The sequence below is a fragment of the Haloarcula sp. CBA1131 genome (assembly GCF_008728975.1).
GTDB lineage: Archaea > Halobacteriota > Halobacteria > Halobacteriales > Haloarculaceae > Haloarcula > Haloarcula hispanica.
The window spans coordinates 425249-444990 of record NZ_RPCY01000004.1 but is presented as its reverse complement, the minus strand read 5'-3'; the positions used below and the strand labels follow the sequence as shown (position 1 = coordinate 444990).

At 59.0% G+C, this 19742-nt stretch carries 14 protein-coding genes and 1 pseudogene; 9 read left to right on the top strand and 6 right to left on the bottom strand.

Annotated elements, in window-relative coordinates; genetic code table 11:
* Positions 1-980 precede the first annotated feature (980 nt).
* The 3 genes from Har1131_RS19800 to Har1131_RS19790 form a co-directional block, all read right to left on the bottom strand.
* A complete protein-coding gene (locus Har1131_RS19800) occupies positions 981-1412 on the bottom strand; it encodes a Zn-ribbon domain-containing OB-fold protein (RefSeq protein ID WP_050007977.1) in 432 nt (143 codons plus the stop codon).
* Between the two features lie 32 nt (positions 1413-1444).
* Positions 1445-2614: a beta-ketoacyl synthase N-terminal-like domain-containing protein gene (locus Har1131_RS19795; protein WP_151148314.1), complete on the bottom strand. Its 1170-nt coding sequence runs from the start codon at positions 2612-2614 to the stop codon at positions 1445-1447.
* Positions 2615-2804: 190 nt separating this feature from the next.
* Positions 2805-3923 (bottom strand): NADH:flavin oxidoreductase, encoded by a 1119-nt coding sequence (locus tag Har1131_RS19790; protein ID WP_151104043.1) that lies wholly within the window; start codon positions 3921-3923, stop codon positions 2805-2807.
* 439 nt (positions 3924-4362) lie between these two features.
* On the opposite strand from Har1131_RS19790, the gene Har1131_RS19785 reads away from it, so the two are divergent.
* The 5 genes from Har1131_RS19785 (at position 4363) to Har1131_RS19765 (ending at position 9815) form a co-directional block, all read left to right on the top strand.
* Entirely contained in the window at positions 4363-5559 is a 1197-nt protein-coding gene (locus Har1131_RS19785) for an ABC transporter substrate-binding protein (RefSeq protein WP_008308325.1), read from the top strand.
* Positions 5559-6443, top strand: coding sequence for a carbohydrate ABC transporter permease (locus Har1131_RS19780; protein WP_008308323.1), 885 nt, complete (start codon positions 5559-5561; stop codon positions 6441-6443). The genes Har1131_RS19785 and Har1131_RS19780 overlap by 1 nt, the downstream gene beginning before the upstream one ends.
* A gap of 1 nt (position 6444) precedes the next feature.
* On the top strand, positions 6445-7347 hold the full coding sequence (locus tag Har1131_RS19775; RefSeq protein WP_014030925.1) for a carbohydrate ABC transporter permease: 903 nt from the start codon (positions 6445-6447) through the stop codon (positions 7345-7347).
* A 10-nt stretch (positions 7348-7357) separates the two neighbouring features.
* Positions 7358-8497: an ABC transporter ATP-binding protein gene (locus tag Har1131_RS19770; protein WP_151148312.1), complete on the top strand. Its 1140-nt coding sequence runs from the start codon at positions 7358-7360 to the stop codon at positions 8495-8497.
* Positions 8498-8870: 373 nt separating this feature from the next.
* Entirely contained in the window at positions 8871-9815 is a 945-nt protein-coding gene (locus Har1131_RS19765; RefSeq protein WP_023842940.1) for a glycerophosphodiester phosphodiesterase, read from the top strand.
* A gap of 49 nt (positions 9816-9864) precedes the next feature.
* Here Har1131_RS19765 and Har1131_RS19760 read toward each other — a convergent pair whose 3' ends face one another.
* Together Har1131_RS19760 and Har1131_RS19755 are read right to left on the bottom strand one after the other, a co-directional pair.
* Positions 9865-10656 (bottom strand): HAD-IIA family hydrolase, encoded by a 792-nt coding sequence (locus Har1131_RS19760; RefSeq protein ID WP_050007814.1) that lies wholly within the window; start codon positions 10654-10656, stop codon positions 9865-9867.
* 122 nt (positions 10657-10778) lie between these two features.
* Complete coding sequence (locus Har1131_RS19755; protein WP_175055128.1) at positions 10779-12080, bottom strand: MgtC/SapB family protein; 1302 nt, start codon at positions 12078-12080, stop codon at positions 10779-10781.
* Positions 12081-12379: 299 nt separating this feature from the next.
* On the opposite strand from Har1131_RS19755, the gene phnD reads away from it, so the two are divergent.
* The 4 genes and pseudogenes from phnD to phnE (Har1131_RS19735) all read left to right on the top strand — a co-directional run bounded on the left by phnD (position 12380) and on the right by phnE (Har1131_RS19735) (position 16003).
* Positions 12380-13558: a phosphate/phosphite/phosphonate ABC transporter substrate-binding protein gene (phnD, locus tag Har1131_RS19750; RefSeq protein ID WP_175055127.1), complete on the top strand. Its 1179-nt coding sequence runs from the start codon at positions 12380-12382 to the stop codon at positions 13556-13558.
* A gap of 15 nt (positions 13559-13573) precedes the next feature.
* Positions 13574-14389 (top strand): phosphonate ABC transporter ATP-binding protein, encoded by an 816-nt coding sequence (phnC, locus tag Har1131_RS19745; protein WP_008308314.1) that lies wholly within the window; start codon positions 13574-13576, stop codon positions 14387-14389.
* A 5-nt stretch (positions 14390-14394) separates the two neighbouring features.
* Positions 14395-15210, top strand: a complete 816-nt coding sequence (phnE, locus tag Har1131_RS19740) for a phosphonate ABC transporter, permease protein PhnE (protein WP_050036534.1) — start codon at positions 14395-14397, stop codon at positions 15208-15210.
* Positions 15210-16003: pseudogene (gene phnE / locus Har1131_RS19735) on the top strand (phosphonate ABC transporter, permease protein PhnE). The gene phnE (Har1131_RS19740) and the pseudogene phnE (Har1131_RS19735) overlap by 1 nt, the downstream one beginning before the upstream one ends.
* 754 nt (positions 16004-16757) lie before the next feature.
* Here the strand turns inward: phnE (Har1131_RS19735) and Har1131_RS19730 are convergent.
* On the bottom strand, positions 16758-19673 hold the full coding sequence (locus tag Har1131_RS19730) for a helicase-related protein (RefSeq protein ID WP_151104045.1): 2916 nt from the start codon (positions 19671-19673) through the stop codon (positions 16758-16760).
* Positions 19674-19742: the final 69 nt, after the last annotated feature.

Sequence of the window (19742 nt, the reverse complement as noted above, 5' to 3'; positions counted from 1 at the left end):
GGAACGGGATCGAGTAACTGCGAGTGGTTAGACAGCAGGATTTCGCGGGATTGTAGCTGTAGAGCGACACACCCACCCCACTACTTCCGCTGTTAGCTCGATGGAAAGGGGTATACGCTGTGGGACCACGCTGTTTCTCCACCCTGAACAGGTCGAGTATCTTGGGATACCTCTTCTTCGACCCCTACTCCCACCCCACTGGTTCCGCTGTTAGGACCGAAAGTTGGTGGTGACCTATCCAGATCGCGGCCTGAATATCTCTAGAGCTAGTAAATAACTTCAAGTGTCTCAGTAATAAACCATAACCGTAGGACGTTATCACAAAATAGCAAAGCACCCCCTCCCATGGGGGTGGTGCCGTCTATTTATTCCCTAACAGCGGAACCAGTGGGGTGGGGGTGTGGACCCATTCTTGTTACAGTTGCTGGGGCAGGCCATCCACAACTTCCAGTCGAGGCGGAGAGTCGGCTGAGGCGTCTATCGACTCGACACAGCGGTGAACCATACGGCCCAAACTTACGCCGACAGACGATACCCGGAGTAGACTTTATTCATGAGCGAGAGTAAGACAACCGCTCGGTAAGCGTACGGATTGACTGAATCCAGAACTGTAATACGACTTGAAGCTGTATTGTCCATTATGTCCGACAAAAAACCACAGCCAAATAATCCATTAGCTCCGTATTATCCCTCAGAAACGCCGAGTTTGTCGGGGAATGGTCGAAAGTGGTTTGCCATACTTGTTCTCGGGTTCTGGCTATTTCTGGCGGCGATTGCGCTCGCTGTTGAGCTTTTCCTGTGATTTCGCCACAGTTGCGACTGAGAACCGCCGGCACGAATAGACACACCCGGCAGCGCCCAATATCCATTTTCAGCGTATTACCCGCGTCTCTTCACCTCACGGCCCCTCTCCAGTTTCGCTCGCACCAGACTGGGCTCCCGATCACTCACCGATAATCGCTGTGGAGCCGGCCTGCCCCTCACCGCGGTTCGAAGACGTGGACCGGCCAGTCGCTCTCGTAGTCGAGCGCGACCTCACGCTCTGTGGCCGTCGGCTCCCGCACCGTGAGTTCGACCGGGTCACCGATGGTGACGTCGGCGTAGTCGGCGGCAACGCGGCCAAGCAAGCGGCCACCGTCCGCGAGTTCCACCACGGCGACCGTGTAGGGCGCGTCCGCTTCGAACGCCGGCGGCGGCGTGTGGACTGCCGTGTACGAGAAGATCTGGCCCTCGGGTGACTGCGGTTCGACGTCGACGTCGCGACTGCCACAGGCGTAGCAGGCCGGTCGCGGCGGCAACAGGACCTGTCCACAGTCCGTACAGACCCCGCCCAGGAGTTCGCCATCGGCGAGCGCGTCGAAGAAGCCCGGCAGCGTCCGCGGGTCGGTTGCATCAAGGCCGCCGTCAGTCATGCTGTCTCCGCTGGCATCGAGATCGCCGTCAGTCATGGTGCCTCCGCCGTCGTAAGCACATGGCCAACGGTAACCGCGTCCGCGACGCCCCCCTCGTTGAGCAACAGGGCTGTCTCGGCATCCTCGACTGCCCGGTCGCCCGCGGCCCCCGTGAGCTGTTCGTAGGCTTCGAGCGCCTGCAAGAGCCCGGTCGCACCGATGGGGTGACCGCGGGCCTTCAGGCCGCCGCTCGGGCTCAACTGCACGTCGGTCCAGCCGTCAGCCCGCTCCGCTGGCGGCTGGTAGCTCTGATAGCCCGTTCCCGCGGGAGCGAAGCCGGCGGCCTCCGCGAGCAGCGCCTCGCAGACGGTGAATGCGTCGTGAACCTCCGCGATGTCGACGGATTTGGCGTCGATACCCGCTTCCTCGTAGGCCGTCTCGGCGGCAATGCGAGCGCCCGCGATGTCGGTCATGTCCCGCTCCGCGACCGCGATGTTGTTCGCGGAGGCCCCGCTGCCCGCGACGCGCACCTGCGGCTGGTCGAGGTCGGCCGCCATTTCGGCGGTCGTCACGAGGACGGCGGCGGCACCGTCCCCGACGGGCGCGCAGTCGTAGAGCTTCAGCGGCGGGGCGACGGGGTCCGATTCTAGCACGGTCGCGACGTCGATCTCTTTCGGGAACTGTGCCCGGGGGTTGCGAGCGGCGTTGGCGTGGTTCTTCACTGCGATCTCGGCGAGGTCGCGTTCCGTGGCGTCGGTCTCGTGGAGGTACCGCTGGCCGAGCAGTGCGTACTGGCTGGGGGCGGTGATGCCGGAACGCTGCTCGATGGCGCGGTCGAACGCCGCCGAGAGCGCGTCCGTCGCACCGCTGGTGCCCGCGGACGTCATCTTCTCGACGCCGCACGCGAGCACGGCCTCGTGTTCGCCGTTACGGACGTCCTTGACCGCGTGTCGTAGCGCGAGCGCGCCCGCGGCGGCACACCCTTCGACTCGCTCGGCGGGGACGTGTCGGAGGCCGGCCCACTCGGCCAGCAGCGTCCCCTGCATAATCTGGTGTTCGTAGGTCTCCGACTGGTTGCCGACGTACACCGCCTCGACGATGTCGGCAGGGTCGGGCAGGTCGTCGAAGGCCTCCGCAAGCGCGACCGAGAACAGGTCACGGCCCGGGAGGTCTGTGCGGCCGAGCGGCGAGGCACCGACCGACGCGATGACTGGCTCTGGCATCTGTACCTCCCACATGTCTGCGAGCCTAGTTAGTCATTCCCATTTTCTAGATAGTTGAAATATTGGCCCCGTCGAACTACGCACATAGCATCGCAGGTGCCGTCGGGGTCGCTCGTCCCCGATCTAACTCACCCCTCGAATCGGCGTTCGGACCGTCTTTCGCGTCGCGGTATCTGGTGTCCAAACTGCTTCAGTCGTCGGCCGAGGCACCGCTTGTCTGCAGTTCATGCTCCGAGAGTTCTGCGGATGGAGCGAGGAACTCAGCAGGGTCGAATGCAGTCAGTTCTTCACCCTTTGAGACCTTCTCAGGCCAGTCCGGATTGGCGAGTGCGCTCGTCGCCAACGTTACCAGGTCGGCACCGGCATCGACCTTCTCGCGTGCCGCGTCAGGCGCTCCGAGCCCGCCGTTGTCGATGATGACTGTCTCATCTGCTGCGTAGGTAGCCGCGGCCTCGGCCAGCGTCGGTCCGTCGTCGCCAAACGCCGGCGTGGTCGCATCGGGTTCGGTGACGTGGATGTAGTCGGCACCGGCCGTCGACAGTTCCTCGAAGAACACCGCTGCGGCGTCCTCGCCTTCGGGCCACAGGTGGTCCTCGTCAAGGGCGGTCGACTGTGAGACACGAATGCCAACGACGAAATCGGCGGGTGTCGCCTCGTCGACCGCAGCGACAACCTCACGCGGATAGCGCACCCGGTTCGCAGGCACACCACCGTACTCGTCATCACGCTGATTGAACTCTCCCGAGAGGAACTCGTGAAGCAGATACCCGTTCGCACCGTGTATCTCGACACCGTCGAACCCCGCTTCGATGGCGTTCTGCGCTGAGGTAACGAACCCGTCACGGATGTCGGCTAGCTCGTCGACCGTGGCTGCTTTCGGCGTAGGGAAGTCACCGCTCCCGCCGTAGGCTTCGGCCTTTTGTCCGTCCGGTTGCACCGCCGATGGGGCGATGGTCTGTTCCCCGTCGATATGTGGATTCCCCTGGCTCTGTGCGCCGGCGTGCATCAACTGGGCGAAAATCGGGACACCGGCGTCGTGGACCGCCTCGGTAACCCGTTGCCAGGCCGCTGCCTGCGCGTCGGTCGCCAGACCTGGCTGGTTCAGATACCCCTGGCTGTATGCGTTGTCTGGATAGGTCCCCTCTGTAATAAGAAAAGAGAACCCACCGTCGGCGAACCGCTGATAGTACTGTGCCATCTCCGCCGTCGCACGGCCGTCGTCGGTGGCGCTCACCCGTGTCATCGGCGCGAGGCCAACTCGGTTGTCTAACGACAACTCGTTGAGTGTAGTTCCGTCGAACAGTGTCACACCACCCGGTAAGCGGATAAGACAATTAACGGCTGGTTCAGCATACGCCGAATCAGTCGCCTGTGAGTAAAAAGATAATACATTTGCCATTTCGAAGCACGCTTCGAACGTGTTCACTCCGGCGTGACTGGGGAGCCTCCAAACGCACGGAGACTCGGGAGCCAGCCGCTCACTTGCTACGTCTATCGTTCGGTTATGACGCCCATATACGCGTACTGTCTGCTATAGAGAGCAATTATAATCATTCATTTTTCATGCCTTGCTGGCAAAGGGTATGGTTCAAAGTGGTGGCGGGTACGACCATGTATCGCGGCGGTCGGTTCTGAAAACATCGGGGGCTGCACTCACGGTGGGGACCGTGGGGCTAGCCGGATGTAGCAGTAGCAGCGGTGCCAGTGTCCGGCCGGTCGACGAAGACAGCCTCACCATCTGGCATGCCATGGGTGGTACCAACGGTGAGACGCTGCAGGGGCTGGTCGACCAGTTCCAGTCCGAGACGGACATCGACGCGAACCTGGTCTTTCAGGACTCCTACGAGGGGGTACTGACGAACACACTGAGCGCACTTGACTCCGGCGAGGTCCCCGATGTCTTCCAGATCGACAGTCTGTTCGCACAGCAGGTCCTCGACACGGACGCGGTCGAGCCCGTCGAGAACTTGCTCTCCGACGACTACCCGGTCGATGACTTCCTGTCGAACGTGACCTCGTTTTTCACCATCGATGGGACGCTTACGTCGATGCCGTTCAACAACTCCAACGCCATCCTCTATTACAACCGGTCGGCGTTCGAGGAAGCCGGACTCGACCCGGACAGTCCGCCGACCACGCTTGAGGAAGTCCGAAGTTACTCGCAGACGCTCGTCGACGAAGGCGTCACCGACGCCGGCCTCACATGGCCGAACCATGTCTGGTTCGTCGAGCACTTTTATTCCGTCGACGGCCAGACGCTACTCGACGCCGAGAACGGCCACGCCGGTCAGCCGACGACGATGCAAACGGACAACGCCACGGCCAGGTCACTGTACGAATGGTGGCACGAGATGGCAGACAACGGCCTGTTCAGCAACCCCGGGATAGAGGCTTGGGGGGAAGCAACGTCCACGTTCCTCACCGGACAAGCCGCCATGTTGATGACCTCGACGGCATCGGTCACTGGTATCCGCTCCGGCGCGGAGGAGAACGGGTTCGAGGTCGACAACGCGTTCTATCCGACGATTGACGGCGACCGGACCGGGCCAGTTATCGGCGGGGCTTCGTGGTTCGTCCCCTCCGGACTGCCACAGGACCGCCAGGACGACATCGGCAGCTTCCTCGAATTCATGGGTCGACCGGAGTCACAGATCACCTGGCACAAGGGGACTGGTTACTACCCGATCCGACAGACCGCTGTCGAGCAACTCGAAAACGACGGCTGGTTTGCGGAGAACCCGATGTACCGAACCGCGTTTGACCAGTTGACACAGGCCGAGAACACGCCGGCGACAAAACGGATGCTCATCGGCCCGGCTCGGCAGGTCCAGACAACAATTCAGGATATGTCGGTCGAGCTGTTCAGCGGCGAGGTCGGCGTCGACGAGGGGCTCTCCGAGCTGAAATCGGCCGTCGAAGACGAACTAGACCGATACTACAGCTAATGTCCACCCACGAAGTATTCACAGACCGCCTGCAGGCCGGTGTGTTGCTGTTACCGACGATGGTCGTGTCGCTGTTGTTCCTCTATTACCCGACGGTCCGTGCGATAGGGCTGAGCTTTTACCAGGCCTCACTCGCCCGGGGTGACGTGTTCGTCGGACTGGAGAACTACAGGCGGTTAGCCGGCTCCACAGAGTACCTCCGGAGCGTCCTGCTATCGGTCCTGTTCGCTACGTGCGTCGTCGTCGGCGTGATGGCCGTTGCCCTGTGTGTCTCCTTTCTCATCCACGAGATCGAAGTCGGGAAGGGGCTGTATCTGGTGGCGGTTATCTGGCCGTACGCGCTGCCGCCGGCAGTCGCCGGGTTGGTGTTCCTGTTCATCGCACACCCGAACATCGGTATCTTCACGAGCTACATCGAGGCTCTCGGCATCGATGTCAACTGGTTCAGCAACGGTCCACAGGCGTTCGTCGTCGTGTTGATCGCAGCGGTGTGGAAGCAGATCGGATACAACGTTATCTTCATGACAGCCGCGCTCGGCAACGTCCCCGAGTCGCTGACTGAGACCGCTGAACTCGACGGCGTCTCCCGAACGCAGCGACTGCTTCGCGTGTACGTCCCGATCATCTCGCCGACACTCGTGTTCCTGGTCATCATGAACACGATTTACGGCTTCTTCGGCACGTTCGCCATGGTCGATCTCATGACCAAGGGCGGTCCCGCCGGTGCGACGAACATCCTCATCTACGACCTCTATCGGACCGCCTTCCAGTTCTACGAGTTCGGATTCGCCTCGGCGAAGTCCGTTGTACTGTTCGTCGCTGTCGGGCTGTTGATGTACGGCCAGTTCCGGCTGAGCGACAGGTACGCCTACTACGGAGGCTAACATGCTCGGGTCACTCCTCACCGCGTTGACTGCTGCCGCTGAGCGCTCCCGAGCTGCGGGACGAACCACCAGCGACCGCATCCGGCGATTTGAGACGGAGCAGCTCACGCTGCACGTACTCACAGCGACCGTCGTGTTCCTGATCGTACTGCCAGTGTTGATCGCGGCGCTTGTCTCAACGAAGCGGGCCGGGATCGTCACCTCGATCGCCGATCTGGCACCTGGCGGCCACGCGCTGTCGAACTACCGTCGTGCCCTCATTGGCCTCGAATTCTGGCGGTACATGCTGAACTCATTTGTGATGTCTGTCGCCGTCGTCGTCGGAAAGCTGATCGTGTCGCTGCTGGCCGCGCTGGTGATCGTCTACTACAGGTTCCCGTACAAGAACGCCGTGTTCCTGTTTATTCTCTTTACGCTCTTGCTCCCGGTCCCGGTCAGGTTTGTGCCACTGTATCGCTTGACGACGGAGCTTGGCATGGGTAACACGATCTTCGCTATCACGGTCCCATACTTGGCCAGCGCGACGACCGTCTTTATACTGCGCCAGCATTTCCTGTCGATTCCGGCCTCGCTCGTCGAGACGGCAAAGGTCGACGGTGTCGGGCCGCTGCGGTTTCTGTGGTCGGTCCTGGTCCCGATGTCCCGTGCCGTCCTCGTGGGCGTCTCGGTGATCATGTTCGTCTACACATGGAACCAGTATCTCTGGCCGCTGGTGATCATCAACGCCGAGAGCCTGCAGGTCGCACAGGTCGGGCTGAGCCTGCTTCGCGGACAGGCCAGCACCGGCGAAGTGGCCTGGTCGATGGTGATGACCGGGTCGATACTGACCCTGTTGCCGCCGCTGGCACTGCTAGTGCTGTTCCGACGACAGCTGCTGGAGACGTTTACGATCCAACAAAAGTGAGAGGATACCAATGACTGACGTAACCTTACAGAACGTACGGAAGGAATTCGATGGTGTCGTCGCCGTCAAAAACATCGACCTCCAGATACCGGACGGGGCGTTCGTGACTGTCGTCGGGCCCAGTGGGTGTGGCAAAAGCACCACGCTTCGGCTGATCGCCGGGCTAGAGCGGGCCACTGACGGCACGATCCAGATGGGCAACCAGGACGTCACCGGCGTCGAACCGAAAGACCGGGACGTCGCGATGGTGTTCCAGAACTACGCGCTGTACCCGCACATGACCGCGCGCCGGAACATCACGTTCGGCATGAAGTCGGCCGGCGACTTCAGTGACGAGGAAATCGACCGCCAAGTGAGAGAAGCCACAGCGGTGCTCGACATCGACGACCTGCTCGACCGAAAGCCAGGCGAGCTATCGGGTGGCGAACGACAGCGAGTCGCACTTGGCCGCGCACTAGTCCGTGACCCGGAGGTGTTCCTCATGGACGAGCCGCTGTCGAACCTCGATGCCAAACTCCGGATCAAGATGCGGGCTGAACTGGCGAAACTCCACGGCGAATTCGAGACCACGACAATCTACGTGACCCACGACCAGACAGAGGCGCTGACGCTCGGTGACCGGGTGGTAGTGATGAACGACGGCCGCATCCAGCAAGTCGACAGCCCACAGCGGCTGTACGACTACCCCGAGACTCGGTTCGTCGCGGAGTTCATCGGCGACCCCGCGATGAACATGCTCGCCGTGGATATCTCCAGTGATGGCACTGAATACGAGGCCGTCGGGCCGACGTTTCGCATCCCGTTACCCGAGGGCGACGGCTTGGAAACAGTCGCCGGAGGACAGGCGCTGCTAGGCGTTCGTCCGGAGAGCCTTTCGGTAGCTGATTCGGCCGACCGAAGCTCGTTCGCCGCTGAAGTAACCGTCACCGAACCGCTCGGCGATAGCCTCCTGCTGGAGTGTCGGACCGGCGATCAGGAGTTCAAACTACACGCCGAACCCCGAACGGCCGTCGAGCCGGGCGACCGAGTTGCGTTGACAGTTGAGACCGAGCGGCTCCACCTGTTCGACCCACAGACGGGCGAGGCCATCTATCACGCAGCGGCGGCGCAACCACCCGAAGAAACTAGCCCCATCGATAGCACTCTTTAGGTTTTCCGACCGATTCTCGATCCTCCGATAGAAGGGACGGGCACCGACATTTTCGGTTCGATCCGGTGCTGTGGGCTTCTCGAACGCGCCGACCGGCGCGACCACGGGGATAGTGGCAGAGCGCTGTCTCAGAGCCGCTGCTAGCGAGAGCGCTGTGCAAGCCCAGTTCCGTCCGATTCGCTTGCTACATGTAGTCTCAATACAACAAAGCTGGGGATTCAACCGGCATTTATGCTATATATTGATATATACATCCACTCTGCAGCCGTTTCTACTGCCGTATAACCCAAATAAACTCAAGAAAACGCAATGGTATATACTGATATGTGCAATCAATAGTTATATATAGATTGTGTAGGTAATAGGCCACGGAATGGTTCGAATACCAGACATATGCCGTCGAACCGTGCTAAAGAGTACGTCTGCTGCCGCACTGGGCTCCATTGTAGGCACTGCGGCTGGCAGGGAAAACGATCACAGCAGTACCGAACCGCCCATCGCTTCTCCACCGATCCTCGCTGCACACCGTGGCTACCGCGGTCTGTATCCGCAAAACACCATCGCCGCAGTTCAGCAGGCGGCGTACGGCGGTCCCAGCAGTCACGAGTACAATACCGATATGATGGAATGTGATCTCGTGCCTGCAGGCGGGAAGCCCTGGAAGGGTGAGGACTTCGAAATCGTCGTTTTCCACGACGATAAGCTAGACGACCTGACAGACGAATCAGGGTACGTCTGGGAGAACGACGTGCAGACGGTTCTGAACGCTGAAATCCGTGACAGCGGACAGACAATCCCTCGACTAGACGAGTTCGTCGAAGCGACTCCGGACAGTATCCCACTCGACATCGAGTGGAAGGCCGCTGGTGTCTCTCCCGACGACGACGCGTCGGAATCCGATGTCGAGACCTGGGATCCGTTCACGGAACAGGCACTCGAAGTCCTCTCGCATCACGAAAACGATGTTATCATCCAGTCGTTCCAGAAGGCTGCGCTGGAGTCCGTCCGAAACGCGGACGCCAGTATTCCGATCGCGTACCTGTTCTGGGATTCAATCGAGGACGGTCTTTCTATCGTCCGTGACCTGGACGCGGAGTACATCCAGCCGCCGTACAATATGATCATGAACACGCCCTTCTTCAACGAGGACTACTACCTCGAAGACCCGGATTTCGCCGAGATCGATCTGGTCGAGACCGCACACGAGGAAGGTCGGAAGGTAATCCCGTACACGATAACGACCTGGCATCAGGCGGAGAAACTGGTCGAGGCCGGTGTCGACGGAATCATCGCTGACTACCCCGGAGTGCTCGACTGAGCTCTGGGTATCGAGACCCCTGGAAACAGTTACTCCCCTGTTTCCGGACCTACTGTCCGTTTTCTACGATAGCTGCCAGTTCTGAAAGGTCGGTCACGACGTGGTCCGCGCTCACGTCACTCTCCTCTAAGTCCGCCGTACTGGTAACGCCAGTTAGCGGCAGTACCGTCTCCATCCCGGCCTGGTTCCCCATTCTGATGTCTGTCCCGAGGCGATCACCGATCATGAGACAGCGCTCCGGCTCGCCACCGAGCCGTTCCAGCGCCATCTGAAGGATTACGTTGGACGGCTTGCCGATCAACTGATCCAATTCCTGCCCGGTAACTCCTTCTATTGCCCCGATCATCCCTGCTGCATCGGGTATCTCACCACCATCTACCGGACACGTTCGATCCGGGTTGGTCGCAACGAAAAGCGCGTCGTTCTCGGTAAGTGCGATTAGCGCATCTTGTAGCGCCTGGTAATCGAAACCAAAATCAAGTGATGCGATCACAGTGCCCGCTCGTTCGGGGTCGGACGTCGTTTTCAATCCGGCGGCACGCAACTCCGCGACCAGAGCGTCTTCGCCGATGACGTAGATTTCGCGCTCCGGGTGCTGCGCGGATAGATAGTCCGCTGATGCAGTGGCGGACGTGATTATGTCCTCACTGCTGCAATCGATGCCCAGCGCGTTCAGTTTCTCGCAATACTTCTCCCGCCGGTCGATCGGCTTGTTCGTGACGAACAGCGTCGAAAGCCCCGCCTTACGTACTGTCCGTACCCCCTCTGCAGCGTTTTCGACTAACGAATCCCCGCGATATATCGTCCCGTCGAGGTCGATGATGGCACTGGTGTACGTCATCTAGAGTTCCTCCATCTCGAACGGTGACGCTTCGGCAGAAGCCGCTGCCGACGTGATCACAGGCGCTTCCTCTGCCGCAGGGGCCGCGGCGACCCTCGAAACACGCTGATAGCTCTGACTGTTCATATCAATTGGATGCTGATAACCACGCCACCGATCCCGATGAGCGACAGGTAGAGTGACTTTCGCACCACCGGCGCTAGCAGTGAGCGGTTGATACTTGTTGCAAACCCGATTTTCACGAGTATACTTGAGAGTGTCCCGGCCAGCACGCCTTGCGCCGCTACTGCCGGCGATATCTGACCGGTCGACGTCAGCGTCACTGCGGTCGTTGTCGTCGTGCCGCTCGATACGATGCCGCTGAGGAAGCTCGTAATCAGGAACCCGGCTGTTCCGAAGATGCGCTGTGCTCCGGCGGTCAGAATCAAGACAGCGAGGAAGAGCAAGCCGAATTTCAGCGCATTTGCACTGCTAAACGGCGAGTCGAAATCCAGTTCCAGATCTCCCTCCCAGTCGCTATCGTAATATGCGAGTCCGACGCCACTAATCGCGATCAGGCCGAGCGGGAGTCCAACACTGACAGCCGACTCGGGGACGAATGCAACGATGATCGCTAAATTACGGACCGCCATCGCCGCATCAGCGATCAGTATCGTTCCGACTGCGAGCTCTGTGATCCCCGCATTGTTCTTTGCCCTGCCCGCGATTTCGCCGATCACGGCAGTGGAGTTCACCAGCCCGCCGAAGAAGCCAGTTACAGCGATCCCCTTGCTGCCGTATCGCTGCATCACGATATAGTTGACAAACCCGATCCCACTGACTGCGATCACGAGCATCCAGACCAGTTTCGGATCGATCGCATCCCATGGCCCATACGTCCCGCCGGGCAGGAGCGGATACACGACAAACGAGATGATCGCAAACTCACCTGCGCTGCGTACTTCTTCTCGCGATAGCTGGTTCGCAAACTCGTGTAGCTCCCGCCGAAGGACTAGCAGGAACGACGACGTTATGCCAATAATGACGCCGATCAGAACGTGATTGGCTCCGACCAGTATCCCGACCGCGTACGCGACAAGTAACGAGGTCGAGGTTGTCAGAGACAGGCCGAACTCCAACTCACTATCGTCGCTGGTCCACTGTGCGACTATTCCCCGGATCCCGAGCAACCCCCCTTGCACGAGTACCAATGCCCCTCCCAAGGCAAGTAGTATCCTCTCGTCGAGTGACATTGCGGCAGCGCCGACCAGACTCGTCAGCGTAAACGTTCGGATTCCCGCAGACTTGTTGGCCCACTCTCGTTCGAGCCCGAGCAGCATACCCAGTGCACCTGCAATAAATAGGTGGAGTATCTCAGTATCGACAGTTATCCCCTCTATACCTCCGAAAGCAGCCGTATTCGCGATTGCACTCATTACAGTCATCTTATCTTACAAACGGTGGTTCCGTCATTTTTATATAGTCTATATACTACTATATTCTATATGGAGACAAATATACTGATGGGTAATAGGTGTTGGCCTTGAGGATCGCTTGAATATTGCCGTGGCCCCTGCGGAACTCGAAGGTCGCCCTCGATTACTGCTTAGTGTCCAGTATCCTTCATATGTCTGAATCTAATACTTATTCTAGTTTTTATATGAAGAGCGCGTAAAACTCGGTATGAGGGGTTTGTTGTTTTGTCAAATTTAAACATAAATACTTTTTAACCCAGGTTTCGCACATGTCTGCGTCGACAATGAAACAGAACCCAGTTGACCGACGATCTGTGTTGAAAATTGGCGCTACTGCGCTTGCAGCGGGCGTTGCAGGCTGTTCTCAGGAGAGTAGCCAGAACACTGAAGCGTCTGGTGGTGACAGCACTGATAGCAGTGACGGTTCCAGTAGTGGCGACGGTAGTTCCGGACAGAGTACCAACTATCCCGAGTTCGATCCGGCGAACCCGGAGTTCCCGCAGCTGATGCAGACGCTCATCGAGGCAGGGTTCGAGACGGGGTCCCTGCAGGACCTGAAGAACATGAAGGAGCGCGAGAAGCCCCGCTACGGTAACCCCGTCCAGAGTACTCCCGATAATCAAGACGACCTGATTGACCCGGACCGCATCGCGTTTGCGATGACGCCGACGGAGGACCCGGCAGTCTACCGGGATACGATGCAACCGCTGATGGACAACATCGCCGAAGAGACGGGGAAATCGGTCAAGTACTTCCCCCTCAACTCGTACGCGTCCCAGATTGAGGCGATGCGATCCGAGCGCCTCCACGTCGCCGGGTTCTCCACTGGGCCAACGCCGTTCGCTGTGAATCTGGCCGGCGCTGTCCCGTTCTCGCTCCAGATTTCGAAGGAGGGTGACTTCGGTTATCGGCTGTGGCTCGCCACACAGGCGGATAACGATGAGATCTCGTCGCTGGAGGACCTCAAAGGCAAGCGTGTCGCACACGCTGAGCCGTCGTCCAACTCCGGGAACCTCGCTCCGCGTGCGCTGTTCTCGAACCAGGGCGTTACTCCGGGAGACGACTACGAAGTGAGCTACTCTGGCGGGCACGAACAGAGCATCCTCGGAGTGGCAAACGATGACTACGACGCTGCCCCCGTTTGTAGCACCTGTGTCACGCGTGTTGCGGAGGCGGACAACATTGACCCGACGAATCTCAAAGTCGTGTGGGCCAGCAACCCGTTCCCCACAACGAGCTTCTGTTACCGCTACAACCTGAAACCAGAAATTCAGGAAGGTATCAGGGCGGCATTCCTCGATTACGACTACTCGGACACCAAGATCGCGGAGGTCTTCGGTGGTCGCGGAAAATGGACGGAGATTGATTACGCCACTGTCTACGATATCATCCTCCAGATTCAGGAGAACAACGACATCAAGTACAACACCGAGAACATCGAAGGCTAAGAAGAGAACCGAATAATGCTCACTGTAGATAATCTGGAAAAAACGTACGACTCCGGTGATAAAGCACTCAAAGGTGTCTCATTCGAAGTCAGTGGTAACGAGATCGTTGCGATCATCGGGCCAAGCGGGGCCGGAAAAAGCACGCTCGTTCGTAGTATCAACAGGCTGACCGAGCCAACTGGCGGGCGTGTCTCGCTCGATGATACAGAGGTGACCGGCCTGGACAAATCAGCCCTTCGCGATGTCCGTCGCGATATGGGCATGATATTTCAGGAGTTTAATCTCGTCGAGCGCCTCACGGTGATGGAGAACATACTCTCCGGCCGCCTTGGCTATCTCAGTACGTGGAACGCGTTCCGTCGGAACTTCCCACCAGAGGATATCAAGCGCGCACGGGAAATCCTCAGTCGGGTGAACCTAGAGGGCGTCGAGAACAACCGTGCAGATGAACTCTCCGGTGGCCAGCGACAGCGCGTCGGTATCGCCCGTGCCGTCATTCAGCGGCCGAAAATTCTGCTCGCTGACGAACCGACGAGTGCGCTGGACCCCGATACCTCCCGGGAGGTTATGAGCCTCTTGACGGACATCGCTCACGAAGACGATATCCCGATCATCATCAACATCCACGAAGTCGATCTGGCGGTCGACTACGCGGACCGGATCATCGGACTCAGTGACGGTGAGATCGTCTTTAACGGCCCACCTGACGATCTGGATCAGGCAGCCAGAGACGAAATCTACCGCGGTGGTGAATCCATTGCGGACCGCGAAGAGCCGAGTGCTGGTAGCAGCACCGGATCTGACGACGTCATTGCTGAACGAGGTGACTAATCAATATGGCTGCTGAATCTGGATCGGCCGTTGAAGGATCTTGGGAGCGGCCCACAGTCTTCTACAACAAGAAAGTCAAGTATCTCATCTACGGGCTTATCTTGTTGTTCTTCGCGTATAGCTTCTGGAACCTTCGGATTTCTCCCAGCCGGTTCGTGCGAGGGATCGGAGCTGGTGTCGAACTCGTCACCAGTATGCTCCCGCCAGCGTACACTCCGTCGCAGCGGGAACTCCTCATACAGGGGATCGTCGAGAGTATCGTGATGACGATTGTCGCCACGACAATGGGTATTATCGTCAGCGTGCCGGTCGCTGTCATGGCTTCCAATAACCTCTCGCCGAAGCCAGTCTACTACGTCGGTCGCAGCATCGTTGCAGTCACGCGCTCACTCCACGAGCTCATCGTTGCGATCATTATGGTCAAAGCGGTCGGATTCGGTCCGCTCGCTGGTGTCCTTGCCCTCGCGTTCAAAACGATCGGATTCTTCGCGAAACTTCTCGCAGAAGAGATCGAAGACATCGATCGTGGGCAGATGGAGGCGATCACTGCTGCCGGCGGGACACCCGTTCAGACGTATCTCTACGGCGTTCTCCCGCAGGTAATGCCCCGGATCGTCGGCCTGTCGATTTACCGCCTGGACATCAACCTCCGACACAGCACTGTCGTCGGAATCGTCGGAGCGGGCGGTATCGGTATCACGCTGCTGAACTCCTTCGATAAGTACGATTACCAGTTTAGCATGGCAATTATCGCTGTCATCGTCGCCATCGTCATGGTTGGTGAAGGTGTCAGCGCTCTCGCTCGGAGGCGGATCCAATAATGTCAAACAGCACTGACTCATGGAGCCGGTTCGATCGCCGTGAGCGCTTACTCCGGTTCTTCGGGCTGCTAGCTGGACTCGTCATCCTCGTCGCAGCCTGGCGCGCCATGGAAGTGAATTACGGCTACGCCGTGACTGCCCCGCGTGAGCTGGCCGACCTCTTCGGCCGGATGTATCCCCCAATGTGGGGTACTCCCGGACTATTGTCGGGCCGCTGCTCGAGACGATCAATATCTCGATTCTGGGAACGGCACTGGCCATCGTGATGGCGATCCCGGTTGCGTTCCTCGGAGCCAGCAACACGTCGCCCAACAAGCCGGCGTACCTGCTGGGGAAGTTCATCATCTCGTTTACCCGTTCGGTCAACGTCATCATCTGGGCACTGATCTTCGTGGTTATCTTCGGCCCTGGGGCCCTCGCTGGCGTGCTGGCGATCTCGATCAGATCGATCGGGTTCACTGCAAAGCTAATCGCGGAAGCCATCGAGGAGATCGACCGCGGGTCTGTCGAAGCGATCACTGCAGCCGGAGCATCGCCGATTGATGTGCTCATCTACAGTATCGTTCCACAGATCAAGCCGGCGTTCATCAGTGTCGCGACGCTTCGATGGGATATCAACGTCAGAGCGTCGACGATCATCGGGTTCGTCGGCGCAGGCGGGATCGGCGTCCCGCTCCAGACTGAGATCAATTACTTCAACTGGGAAGCAGTCCTGACGATCCTCATCTCGATTCTGGGCCTTGTGCTCATCAGTGAAGCCATCTCGGCCTATCTGCGCAAGAAAGTAATGTAGGCGAGCAGTCCGCTCGTATCGCCTATTATTATCCGCCCAGACAAATACATAATATTGTAAAGCATCTATCAAAAAACTTATATGTTTGGGCTGTATATTGATAGTGGGGCCAACGCCAGTGTCTGCCAACCTGGTTTCCCCACTCTCCGTTTTGCGAGTGCCTCTATCGACGGATACAGCGTCGCGAGACAAGTCATTCCGCAAGAAGGTAGGATATCGGGGCCGTCGGTGCGGCCCGGATACCGGAGTGGATCTCCTGCCTAACCGTGATGCTCGCCCCAATGGGTATACGTGAGCTTACGATGTCTTACACCAGAGCCACGCTGATATACCCGAACCAGTCTGTGGCCGCCCCGCTGCTGGAGAGACGTGGTAGTGACGGCAGACGAACTCCCGGATACGTATCACGAGGACTGCTATCCCCTCACTCAGGTCAGCAACGGAATGGTGGGCAGCCGGGGGGGGGGGAGTGGCGTGCAACGCACCATTCGAAGTCGTCATCCACGACGACAGGTTCTGGACTCGGGCCAATCGATGATCTGAATCGGATTCAAGGGGGAAATGGAGCGAGGACCAGAACCCACCTACCGGTACACAGTTGGTAACAAAAACAGTTGTGATATCGGCTTGCAGTCTATCGGTTCTGTGATTGTTGCGCGGCCACGAACGCTCTCTCGGAAGGCAAATTATTCAGCCGACTGTCAGCGAGCCCGTCGCAATTACGACACTGAGGTAGTCTCATTCAGAAACCGATTCATAATGGGAGAGTCAAACAGTAGTTCTCAACCTCGGGCGCCAGTGAGATGATCTGTTCTCGGCGCTCTAATTCACGGCGACGTGTCTCGATTCGCTCTTCGAGCTGTGCAAGTCGCTCCTGTTGGCCACGGATCGCGATGTCCATATCCGAGCCGGCGTCGGATTTGCGCTCGTACTCCTCGATGAAGGCCTCGATCCGTTCTCGTTCCGCCTGTGCATACTCCTCGAGATTTTCCAACTCCTGGGCAGTCTCCTTGTGACGTTTCTCCTGAAGATGGTTCTTGATCTCGTTGACACGCACGCTCACGTACCGGTCAGCGGCCGCCCGTAAGTCGGATTGAGCGTCGAGAACCGTTCGCAAGTCGTCGACGTCGGGCTTTGCTGCTACCGAGTCGCCTTCGACGACACGTTCACCAAGCGCCTGCTGAGCGTCCCCTTGCGTCGCATCCACGAAGACGGGGATGGTCTCCTCACGAATCACATCGCCAGTGCCGTCCTCGAACGCCACGCGATAGTTGTAGGTAATCCCCGGCGTGTCGACGAACGGAAGCAGTTTGAGTCCGACCGTACCGCGCTCGTCCTCCAACACGCGTGCCATGAGCCGTTGCAGGACGTCCGTGTCCGGAGCGAGGTAGGTGATGTCCTCGTGATCCATCGCGAAGTCGCGGTCGAACGTGAACGGGCCGAACGTCGCATCTTGGCCGGGCGAATTGATCCCATCAGGCAACTCGGCTTGATAGAGGTTGGTACCGCGTTTCTCGAATTCGCCTCCGAAGGCTTCGACTGCTCGCTCGAAGAACTCGCGGATGTCTCCCTCGCTTCCGTAGACGTCCGCTGACTCGTCGACGACCTCCTGAATCTGCCGGCGACTCTCCGCGTCGAACGTGCTCGTATCGACGAGACTCCGCTCGTACCACTCCTCGAGCGTCCGCTGGCGCTCCTCGATCAGCTGCTCGAGTTCCGCTTTGGTCGCACTCGGCGGGTCGTCGTTCTCGATGGACTCCATGATGAGCGCATCCACGTCGATGTCGTCGAGGATGCCAAGCACGTCCGCTGTGTTTCCGAGCTGGGAGCGGATCTCCTCGACCTTGGTCTGGAGCATTTCGAAGATTTCGCTCTCGCGGGTGTCGTCGAAGAGGAAGTTCCAGACCTTGACCTCCTCTTCCTGTCCGTAGCGATGGATGCGTCCGATCCGCTGTTCGAGGCGGTTCGGGTTCCACGGAAGCTCGTAGTTAGCCATGATGTGACAGCTGTGCTGGAGATCGATCCCCTCACTCGCTGCATCGGTCGCGAACAGGAGTCGTGACTGCCCGTGATTGAACTCGTCTTCGATCCGGGTCCGTTCGTCCTTGTCAACGTCGCCGTGAATCACCAGAATCTCGTCGGCCCACGGCTCGTCCTGCACGAATTCGAGAAGGTAGTCCAGCGTATCGCGGTACTCCGTGAACAACAGGAGTTTCTCGTCCGGCTGTTCCTCGAGGAGTTGGGAGATGAACCGTCTGACTTTCTGGGCCTTGGAGTCGACCGGTAGATCCTCCGCCAGCGACACGAGGTCGCGGAGCGTATCGATCTCCTCTTGGAGTTGTTCGTCGGTACTGGTGACGGTCAGACCGGCGATCTCGTCTTCCGCGTGTTGCTTGTCGTCCTCGTCTAGATCCTCGCCGTCGAGATAGGCTCGTGCTTCCTCGGAAAGCCCGTCCGTTTCTGCCTCTTCGTCGAGAAGGTCGTCGAGTCGTCGTCGGAGCGTCGCGTGAATCGCGCCGACGCTGCTCACCAGTCGTTTCTGCATGAGCGCCATCGCGAACCCGACTGCGGGTTCGTTCAGCTTCTCCGAGCGGTTGTAGACGTTTTTCACGTAGTCGGTGACAGCCCGGTAGAACTGTCGTTCGTCGTGGGTCATCGAGACCGATACCGAGTTGACCTCGCGGTCCGGGAAGACGCGTTCACCGTCCTCGTCGTAGATGTCGGTCTTCCCGCGACGGATCATGACGCGGTCGACTGTTTCCTGTGAGAGTTCCTGGTTTTCGGCGACGAGGAACGGATCGATGTACTCCACGAGCGAGCGGAACGCCTCGCCCTTCCCGTCGTGTGGCGTCGCGCTGAGAAGCAGCAACGAGTCGGAGTTCCCCGTGACAGCGTCAATCATCCGTGCCGTCTTGCTCGGTGAGTCCCCCCGCTTTGCAGCCTTGTGGGCCTCGTCGACCACGACGACGTCCCAGAACGCGTCCCGGAGTGCAGGCCGGAACTCGTCCTGCCGCAGGAACGCCATGCTGGTGACGAGCCGTTGCTGGTCTTGGGCCCAGATGTTAGCCTCCTCGCCGAGCCGTCGGCGCTCACCTTCCACCCACGCGCGGTCTGCCACGGTCAGGTCGATGTCGAAGAAGCGGTCCATATCCCGGATCCATTTCTTCTGGAGGTGGGCGGGAACGACGAACAGGACGCGGTCAGCGCGATTCCGTGCAGCGAGTTCCTTGAGGACGAGGCCCGCCTCTATCGTTTTCCCGAGCCCGACGTCGTCACCGATAAGCGCCCGCTGCCGGAGCTTCTGCATCACCCAGTTTACGGCGTCAAGCTGATACGGTTCGAGCCGAACGAGCGAGTTCGAGATGCTCAGGAGCTGTCCCTGTTCGTGAGCGAGTTTGAGCTTCGTCGCCTGCGTCCGGAGGTCGAACCACTGCGCCGCGACCGCATCGTGATCCGGATGAAGGTCGTCGATTCGCTGGTTGGCCAGTTCCTCGATTCCGGACTGCTGTGGCTGAATCTCTACATCGTCGAGACAGACAGTCTTGACGCCTTTCCCGTCGATGTATGCTCTCAAATATTCGATCTCGCCGACTGTCTGTGTTTTGATGATTTCAGCCGGCGCTCCGTTGAGAAGGACTCGTTGCCCGGACGAGAATGAAGAATCCGTCATCGAGTGCTACGTGTTCCAAAACGGCATAGACTCTTGAACCTTGTCAGCCACCTCCTCTGACGGAGATCG

What these genes read in the sequence shown, in the direction of transcription:
- Har1131_RS19800 (WP_050007977.1), bottom strand. Translation starts at nt 1,412, where the DNA reads ATGACTGACGGCGGCCTTGATGCAACCGACCCGCGGACGCTGCCGGGC.
- Har1131_RS19795 (WP_151148314.1), bottom strand. Translation starts at nt 2,614, where the DNA reads ATGCCAGAGCCAGTCATCGCGTCGGTCGGTGCCTCGCCGCTCGGCCGC.
- Har1131_RS19785 (WP_008308325.1), top strand. Translation starts at nt 4,363, where the DNA reads ATGGGTGGTACCAACGGTGAGACGCTGCAGGGGCTGGTCGACCAGTTC.
- Har1131_RS19780 (WP_008308323.1), top strand. Translation starts at nt 5,559, where the DNA reads ATGTCCACCCACGAAGTATTCACAGACCGCCTGCAGGCCGGTGTGTTG.
- Har1131_RS19775 (WP_014030925.1), top strand. Translation starts at nt 6,445, where the DNA reads ATGCTCGGGTCACTCCTCACCGCGTTGACTGCTGCCGCTGAGCGCTCC.
- Har1131_RS19770 (WP_151148312.1), top strand. Translation starts at nt 7,358, where the DNA reads ATGACTGACGTAACCTTACAGAACGTACGGAAGGAATTCGATGGTGTC.
- Har1131_RS19765 (WP_023842940.1), top strand. Translation starts at nt 8,871, where the DNA reads ATGGTTCGAATACCAGACATATGCCGTCGAACCGTGCTAAAGAGTACG.
- Har1131_RS19760 (WP_050007814.1), bottom strand. Translation starts at nt 10,656, where the DNA reads ATGACGTACACCAGTGCCATCATCGACCTCGACGGGACGATATATCGC.
- Har1131_RS19755 (WP_175055128.1), bottom strand. Translation starts at nt 12,080, where the DNA reads ATGACTGTAATGAGTGCAATCGCGAATACGGCTGCTTTCGGAGGTATA.
- phnD (WP_175055127.1), top strand. Translation starts at nt 12,380, where the DNA reads ATGTCTGCGTCGACAATGAAACAGAACCCAGTTGACCGACGATCTGTG.
- phnC (WP_008308314.1), top strand. Translation starts at nt 13,574, where the DNA reads ATGCTCACTGTAGATAATCTGGAAAAAACGTACGACTCCGGTGATAAA.
- phnE (WP_050036534.1), top strand. Translation starts at nt 14,395, where the DNA reads ATGGCTGCTGAATCTGGATCGGCCGTTGAAGGATCTTGGGAGCGGCCC.
- Har1131_RS19730 (WP_151104045.1), bottom strand. Translation starts at nt 19,673, where the DNA reads ATGACGGATTCTTCATTCTCGTCCGGGCAACGAGTCCTTCTCAACGGA.